This is a genomic window from Streptomyces nogalater (assembly GCF_039532885.1).
Classification (GTDB): domain Bacteria; phylum Actinomycetota; class Actinomycetes; order Streptomycetales; family Streptomycetaceae; genus Streptomyces; species Streptomyces nogalater.
This window is the reverse complement of sequence record NZ_BAAASM010000015.1, coordinates 42,468-50,298: the sequence shown is the minus strand read 5'-3', so window position 1 is coordinate 50,298 and position 7,831 is coordinate 42,468. Positions and strand designations below refer to the sequence as shown.

The 7,831-nt window shown below is 75.4% G+C and carries 4 protein-coding genes; 3 read left to right on the top strand and 1 reads right to left on the bottom strand.

Annotation, left to right across the window (positions count from 1 at the left end):
* A partial coding sequence (locus ABD350_RS13910) for an amino acid adenylation domain-containing protein (protein WP_344348313.1) occupies nt 1–4,732 on the bottom strand: 4,732 nt, incomplete at its 3' end.
* 122 nt (nt 4,733–4,854) lie between these two features.
* Here ABD350_RS13910 and ABD350_RS13905 point away from each other — a divergent pair.
* Genes ABD350_RS13905 through ABD350_RS13895 form a run of 3 tightly spaced genes read left to right on the top strand, consistent with a single transcriptional unit; the run spans nt 4,855 to nt 7,822 of the window.
* Entirely contained in the window at nt 4,855–6,144 is a 1,290-nt protein-coding gene (locus ABD350_RS13905; protein ID WP_344348312.1) for a cation:proton antiporter, read from the top strand.
* Nucleotides 6,141–7,088, top strand: coding sequence for a TauD/TfdA family dioxygenase (locus ABD350_RS13900; protein ID WP_344348311.1), 948 nt, complete (start codon nt 6,141–6,143; stop codon nt 7,086–7,088). The genes ABD350_RS13905 and ABD350_RS13900 overlap by 4 nt, the downstream gene beginning before the upstream one ends.
* A complete protein-coding gene (locus ABD350_RS13895; RefSeq protein ID WP_344348310.1) occupies nt 7,085–7,822 on the top strand; it encodes a thioesterase II family protein in 738 nt (245 codons plus the stop codon). The genes ABD350_RS13900 and ABD350_RS13895 overlap by 4 nt, the downstream gene beginning before the upstream one ends.
* Nucleotides 7,823–7,831 lie beyond the last annotated feature (9 nt).

The following is a 7,831-nucleotide window of genomic DNA, read 5'->3' as shown; positions in this document are numbered from 1 at the left end:
CTTCGAGGTCGACGGCCAGCTGGGCCGCGTAGACGTCGAGCGTGTGCTCCGTCCGCATGCTGTGGACGAGGAAACCTTCTTGCAGCGGGGAGAGCGGCAGCAGGTCGGCGAGCGGCCCGTAGTGCCCGGCCAGTTCGTCGATCTCGTCCTGGGACAGTCCGACCAGCGGCACGTCGGACGGGGTGAGCCCGCCCGCCCCGGGACCCCGCCCGTGCCGGGCCAGGGCTTCCAGGGCCGTGCGGAACAGGGTGGCCAGCTCGGTGATCCGCTCCTCCTGGAAGAGCCGCCGCGGCCAGTGGAGGGTGACGGTCAGCTCGGGGCCCGACGGGCCGTCGAAGGTGGCCGCGAGGATCTCCAGTTCGTGCGCGAACGGCATCCGCGGGTCGGGGTCGGCGTGGAAACCCCCGTCGGTCAGCTCCCAGTCGGCGTCCTGCCCCGAGGAGAACCGGCCCAGGTAGTTGAAGCCGATCCGCGGCGCGGGCAGCCCCGACAGCCGGGCCCGGGCCGGTTCGTGGAGGTAGCGCAGCATGCCGTAGCCGAGGCCGTGGTCGGGCAGCGCGCGCAGCTGCTCCTTGACCCGCTTGAGCGCGTCGCCCAGGGCCGGGCCCGCCGCCACGACCTCCGGCCAGGCGACCTCGCCCGGGTCCAGACGGGCCGGGTACATGCTGGTGAACCAGCCCACGGTGCGGTCCAGGCGGACGCCGGTGAAGACGTCCTCCCGGCCGTGCCCCTCCAGCTCGCACAGCACCGCGCCGTCCGCGCCGCGCCAGCGGCGGCAGGCCAGGGCCAGCCCGGTCAGCAGTACCTCGGTGACCCCCGCGCGGAACGCGGCGGGCACCTCGGTGAGCAGAGCCCCGGTCGTCTCGGGGGAGAGGGCCACCCGCACGCTGCGGGCGGTGGCGAACAGGTCGGCGGCCGGGTCCAGGTCACCGGCCGCGACCGCCGGATCGGGGGTGCGCGCGATGTGCTCCCACATCGCAAGCTCGCCGGCCCGCTCCGGGGCCGCCGCGGCGAGCCGGCGGGCCCAGGTGCGCAGCGAGGTGCCCACCGCGGGCAGCGGGGCGCCGGTCATCGCCGAGGCGAGGTCCTGGAGCAGCACCCGCCAGGACACGCCGTCCACGGCCAGGTGGTGCACGGTCAGCTCCAGCAGGCCGGGCGCGCCGGGTCCGCCGGGGGACCAGACGGCCTGGTGCAGCACGCCCCGCGCCGGGTCGAGCCGGTCCCGCGCCGCCGCCCGCCGGTCGTCCGCGCGGCCCGGTCCGGATACGAGGGCCGACTCGGATACGACGGCCAACTCGGGTACGACGGTCGGCTCGGGTACGACGGTCGGCTCCGACACGCGGGCCGACTCGGGCACGGCGTTCGCCTCGGATACGCCGGCTGGCTCGGGTACGACGGTCTCGGACACGGCGGTCGGCTCGGATACGACGGCTGGCTCGGGTACGACGGTCTCGGACACGACGGCCGGCTCCGGTACGACGGTCAGCTCGGGTGCCACCGTGCCGGGCGGCCTGACCTCCAGGCGTCCTCCCTCGCGCAGCCGCAGGCGCAGCGCGTCGTGGTGGTCGACGAGGGTGCGCAGGCCGTCGGACAGGGCGTCGGCCGTGGTGCCCGCGGGCGTCCGGACCGTTACCGACTGGCTGAAGCGCGAGCTGGGGGCGTCCTGTCCGGCCAGCCAGGCCACGATCGGGGTGAGCGGCACCTCGCCGATCCCCGCGCCGTCGGGCTCGACGGCCCCCGCGTCCGGCAACGGCCGTGCGATGGCGGCCAGTTCGGCGGCGGTCGGGTGCAGGAACACCTCGCGCGAGGTGAGTTCGAGCCCGGCCCTGCGGGCGCGGCTGACCAGTTGCAGCGCCATGATGCTGTCGCCGCCCCGGTCGAAGAAGGAGGCCCCGGCGCCCACCCGGTCCAGCCCCAGGACCTCGGCGAAGAGCGCGCGGAGCGTCTCCTCGGCCGGGGAACCGGGCAGGTCCGTGTCGTCCTCCCGCGCCTCGGGCGGGGCGGGCAGCGCGCGGCGGTCGAGCTTGCCGTGCGGGGTCAGCGGAAAGGCGTCGAGCACGACGAGTGCGGAGGGCACCATGGCCTCCGGCAGGATCCGCCGGGCCAGTTCCCGGACCTCGGCGGGGTCGAGCGGTCCGGCCGGTACCAGATAGCCGACCAGGCGCCGGGTGCCGGGACGGTCCTCGCGGACCGCCACGGCCGCCGCGCGGACACCGGGATGCCGGCTCAGCGCCGCCTCGACCTCGCCCGCCTCGATCCGCAGCCCGCGCAGCTTGAACTGCCCGTCGCCGCGGCCGAGATACTCCAGCTGGCCGTCCGGCCGCCACCGGACGCGGTCCCCGGTCCGGTACATGCGGTCGCCGCCTGGGCCGTACGGGCAGGGCAGGAAACGGTCCGCGGTCAGCTCCGGGCGGCCGTGGTAGCCGCGCGCCACCCCGGCGCCCGCGATGTACAGCTCGCCGGGGCAGCCGGCGGGCACCGGCTCCAGCCGCTCGTCCAGTACGTAGACCCGCGCCCCGGAGACCGGGCGGCCGATCGGCGGCCGGCTCTCGCCGTCCAGCGGGCCGCTGCCGGTCGCCGCCACGGTCGCCTCGGTCGGCCCGTACATGTTGAACATGCGGCGGCCCGGCGCCCAGCGGGCGACGAGCGCCTCGTCCACGGCCTCCCCGCCGACGATCAGCACGTCCAGGTCGGGCAGCTCCCGGGCGGGCAGACCGGCCAGGACGGCGGTCGGCAGCGCCAGATGGGTGATACGGGCCGTGCGCAGCAGTTCCGCGAGGTCGTCCGGTGCCAGGGCGGAGGTCTCCGGCGCGAGTACCAGCGCGGCACCGGAGACCAGCGCGGGCCAGATGTCGCCGACGGCGGCGTCGAAGCCGGGCGAGAGGTACTGCAGCACCCGGCTGCCCGGCCCGAGCCCGAACCGCTCGGCGTGGTCGAGGGCGAGGTTGGCGAGCGCCCCGTGCGGGACGACCACGCCCTTGGGCAGTCCGGTCGAGCCCGAGGTGTAGATGAGGTACGCGGCCGAGTCCGGGTCGGGACGGCCGAACGCGCCCCCGCCCGCCCCGGCGGGACCCTCCTCGGTGAGGACGCACACCGGAGCGGCGTCCGCCAGCAGGTGGTCGATCCGCTCCCGCGGGTATCCGGGGTCGACCGGCACGTAGGCGGCACCGGCCCGCAGGCAGGCGAGCATCGCCACGACGAGGCCGGCCGTGCGCGGCATCAGCAGCGCGACGTTCGTCCCCTCTCCCGCCCCCCGCTCGCGCAGCCGGGCGGCCAGGGCGTCGGCGCGCGCGTTGAGTTCGCCGTAGGTCAGCGTGGTGCCCCCGCACTCCACGGCCGGTGCCCCGGCCGGGCGGGCGGCGACCAGCCCGGGCACGTCACCGCCGTACGCCGGGGAGGGCGCCCGGTCCGGCAGCAGGGCCGCCCGCTCGTTTGGGGTCAGCAGCTCCAGCTCGCCGACCGGCGTGTGCACCGAGCCCGCCGCCCGCAGGACGAACGCGGTCAGCCGCGCCGCGTGCGCGGCCAGACCGGCGGTGTCGTGCAGCCCGGGGTCGGCGTCGAAGAGCAGCGCGCCCGGCGAGCCGTCGACACGGCCGCCGACCGCCACGGACAGGCCGGGGGAGGGGCCGGAGGCCAGGTTCGTCACCCGGCCGCCGACGCCGCCGAAGTCCAGGTCGCGCTCGTACGGCATGAAGTTGACCAGGGTCCCGAGCAGGCCGCCCTCCCGCCCGGTGACGCCCAGTTCGCGGCACAGGTCCTCGTGCCGGTAGCGCTCGTGCCGCAGCGCGGCACCGATCTCCGCCGCCACCACGGGCACCAGCTCGGCGAGGCTCGCCCGCGGCGGGACGTCGAAGCGCAGCGCGACCGTGCCCGTCGCCATCCCGGGCACCCGGCGCGCACCGGGACCGCGCCGCCCGGAGACCGGCAGGCCGAGGATCACGTCGGTGCGCCCGGTCATCCGGCCGACGTAAGCGGCGGTGGCCGCGACGAGGAGGGTCTGCCAGGTGGTGCCGGCGGCCTGTGCGGCCCGGTCCAGCGCGGCGCGCCCGGCCTCGGGCAGCGGCTGCTCCCGGCGCAGGCGCGGCGGCCGGCCACCGGCGGGGGCGACGCCGGGCAGCTGGACGGGGTCCGGGCGGTCCGCGAAGCGGGCCGTCCAGTAGGCGCGGTCGGCCTCGAACCGGGGCGAGCGGCGGTAGCCCGCCTCCTCCTCGGCGAGTGTGTGCAACGGCTCGAAGCCGGCCGGGCCGGGCCGTTTGCCGCACAGTTCGGCGAGCCGGCGGCGCAGCAGATGCACCCCGTAGGCGTCCACGAGTATGTGGTGAATTCTGTAGTAGAACAGCAGCCGTTCCGGGCCGAGCCGGAAAACGGCCGCGTGCGACAACGGCCCTTTCTCCAGGTCCACGGACGTCGCCAGATCGGCTTCCATCCATTTCCGGGCGGCCCCCTCCGGGTCGGCGCTCTCCCGCAGATCGACCAGGGCAGGCGCTTTCGCCGGGGCCTCGGTCACGTATTGCCGCAGACCCTCGCCGTCCTCGCCGACCGAGGTCACCCGCAGCACCTCGGCCTCGGAACACAACCGCGTCCAGGCCCGCCGGAGCACCTCGGGGTCCAGGTCGCCGCGGATGTCGATGCACTCACCGCAGTTGTAGCGCCGGCCCGAAGGGTCCAGCTGGTGGGCGAACCAGACGCCCTGCTGCGCCATGGAGAGCGGAAGCCGCCGTTGGTATTCCATGCCGGAGAGCGTGCGCGGCCCGGCTATCAGCGGCCTATAGCAAAACGACCTCCGGTCATGACGCCGGACGGGTATAGCGGCAATATGGGCGCCTTATCGGATGCGCTTCGACGCTCGGCCCCATGGTGATAGCCGCGAATCCGGTGGCGCCCCTTCCCGCGGACCGGCTGCTGGCCTTTCTGCTCCAGGCGGGCCTGCTGCTGGCCACCGCGCTGGTGCTCGGCAGGCTGGCCCGGCGGGTGAACCTGCCCGCGATCGCCGGCGAGCTGTGCGCCGGAGTGCTGCTCGGCCCGTCGGTGCTCGGCGCGCTCGGCCTGTGGCACGGCCCCGGCACCGAGCAGCTGCATCTGCTCGACGCCACCGGCCAGCTGGGCGTCCTGCTGCTGGTCGGCCTCTCCGGCGCCGAGCTGGACCTGCGGCTCGTGCGCACGCGCGGGGCGACCGCGGCGAAGATCAGCCTCGGCGGGCTGCTGGTGCCGCTCGCCTTCGGGGTGGCGGCGGGCTTCGTGCTGCCGCTGTCGCTGCTGTCGGGCGGCGCGGACCGGACGGTCGTCGCGCTGTTCCTCGGCGTGGCGATGTGCGTGAGCGCGATCCCCGTCATCGCCAAGACGCTGCTGGACATGAACCTGCTGCACCGCGACGTGGGCCAGCTGACCCTGACCGCGGCCGTCATCGACGACGTGTTCGGCTGGCTGATGCTCTCGGTGGTCTCCGCGATGGCCACGACCGGGCTCGGTGCCGCCACGGTGCTGGGCTCCGTGGCCGAGATCGCCGCCGTGCTGCTGGTCGCCGCGTTCGTGCTCCGGCCCGCGGCCCGTGCCGTGCTGCGGCGCGGGCCGGGGATCGCGCCGGTGACGGTCATCATCCTGTTGGGCGCCGCCGCCACCCAGGCCCTCGGTATCGAGGCGGTGTTCGGCGCCTTCGTCTGCGGGGTCGTGATCGCGTCGGTCGCCCCCCGCCCGGAGACCCTGGCCCCGCTGCGCAAGGTCGTCCTGACCGTCCTGGCGCCGCTGTTCTTCGCCCTGGCCGGACTGCGCATGGATATGACCGCGCTGGCCGATCCCGAGGTCGCCGCGGTCGCCGCCGGCATCCTGCTGCTGGCCGTCGCCGGCAAGTTCCTCGGCGCCTGGATGGGCGCCGCCGCCGGCGGTCTCGGCACGGCGGAGGCCCTGGCCTGCGGCGCCGGCATGAACGCCCGCGGTGTCATCGAGGTGATCGTCGCGATGACCGGGCTACGGCTCGGCGTCCTCAACGCCACCGCCTACACCACGATCGTGCTCGTCGCGATCGTCACCTCCCTCATGGCCCCGCCCCTGCTGCGCAGGGCGATGGACCGCATCGAGCAGACCGCCGAGGAGCGGACGCGGCTTGCCTGGCCGTCCGTCCCGGAGAAGAAAACGGAGATCCCATGAGCGACCTGCCCCACCTCGTCGAGGGCGCGCCCGGCGCCCCGCCGCTGCCCGAGTTCACCGCGCTCCACCGGGACGACCTGCGGGCCCGGCTGTCCCGCCACGGCGCCGTGCTGCTGCGGGGCTTCTCCACCGGCCCCGACCAGCTGCGCGGCGTCGACGACGTGGTCCGCGCCTTCTCGGGCCCACCGCTGGAGTACGCCGAGCAGTCGTCCCCGCGGACGGCCCTGCACGGCAACATCTACACCTCCACGGACTATCCGCCCGACGAGGAGATCTTCCTGCACAACGAGAACTCCTACCAGGCCACCTGGCCGGGCGTGCTGTTCTTCACCTGCGTCGAGCCGCCCCTCACCCGGGGGGCGACCCCGCTCGCCGACACCCGCGAGATATACCGCTCGATCGACCCGGCGGTCCGGGCGGAGTTCGCCGAGCGCGGCTGGATGGTCGTACGCACCTACCGGCCGCGCTTCGGCGTCGACTGGCGGACCTCCTTCGGCACCGAGGACCGCGCCGAGATCGCCCGCCTGTGCGCGGCCCGCGACCTGCGCTGCTCCTGGACGGACGGCGACGTGCTGCGCACCGAGGGCGTCCGCGGGGCCGTCCACCGGCACCCGGTGACGGGGGAGTCCGTCTGGTTCAACCACATCACCTTCTTCCACGGCAGCACGCTCCCGCCGGACGTCCGGGAAGGCCTGCTGGAGCTGTTCGGGGACGACGGCCTGCCGGCCAACAGCTACTACGGCGACGGCGGCACCATCCCCGACGAGGTCGTCGCCCACCTGCGCGACTGCTACCGCACGGCCTCCCGCAGGTTCGACTGGCGGCGCGGGGACGTGCTCCTGGTCGACAACATGCTGGCGGCGCACGGCCGGGAGCCGTTCACCGGCCCGCGCAGGATCGCCGTGGCCATGGCCGAGCCCGTCGTCCCGGCGGTCGCGCGGTGAGCTGGTTCCGCACGTTCCACGCCCGGCCCGAGGCCCGCGTCCGTCTGGTCTGCCTTCCCTACGCAGGCGGCGGCGCGGGCCTCTACCGCGCGCTGGCACAGAAGCTGCCGCCCGAGATCGAGGTCGTGGCCGTGCAGTACCCGGGCCGTCAGGACCGGCGCGCCGAGGCCCCGGTCGCGGACCTGGCGGCGCTGGCCGACCGGATCGCGGGCGAGCTGACCGCCCTGGACGGCCCACCCGTCGCGCTGTTCGGGCACAGCCTGGGCGCCACGGTCGGCTTCGAGGTGGCCCGCCGGATGCTCCCCAGGTTCCCGTCCCCGGTCGTCCGGCTGTTCGTCTCCGCCCGCAAGGCGCCCGCCGACCACCGGCCGAGCGGGCGGGACTTCCGGGCGGACGCCGTGCTGCGGGCCTGGGCCGAGCGCTCGGGCGAGGCGGCCCGCCGGGCGGCGGCCGACCCCGACCTGTGGCAGCTGGCGGCTCCCTCGCTGGCCGCGGACCTGATGATGTCGGAGACCTACACGGTGCGTCCCGGCGCCAGGGTGACCTGCCCGGTCACCGCCATCGCCGGCACCGGCGACCACGGGTGCGGGGTGGCGGAGATGGGCCGCTGGGCGGCGCACACCATCGGCGGCTTCGAGCTCGCCGAGGTGGCCGGCGACCACTACTTCATCGACGATCCGGCCGCCGACCTGTGCCGGGTCGTGGCGGGACTCGTCCGCGAAGTCCGGGTCTGAGAGCGCCAA

What these genes read in the sequence shown, in the direction of transcription:
- ABD350_RS13900 (WP_344348311.1), top strand. Translation starts at nt 6,141, where the DNA reads ATGAGCGACCTGCCCCACCTCGTCGAGGGCGCGCCCGGCGCCCCGCCG.
- ABD350_RS13905 (WP_344348312.1), top strand. Translation starts at nt 4,855, where the DNA reads ATGGTGATAGCCGCGAATCCGGTGGCGCCCCTTCCCGCGGACCGGCTG.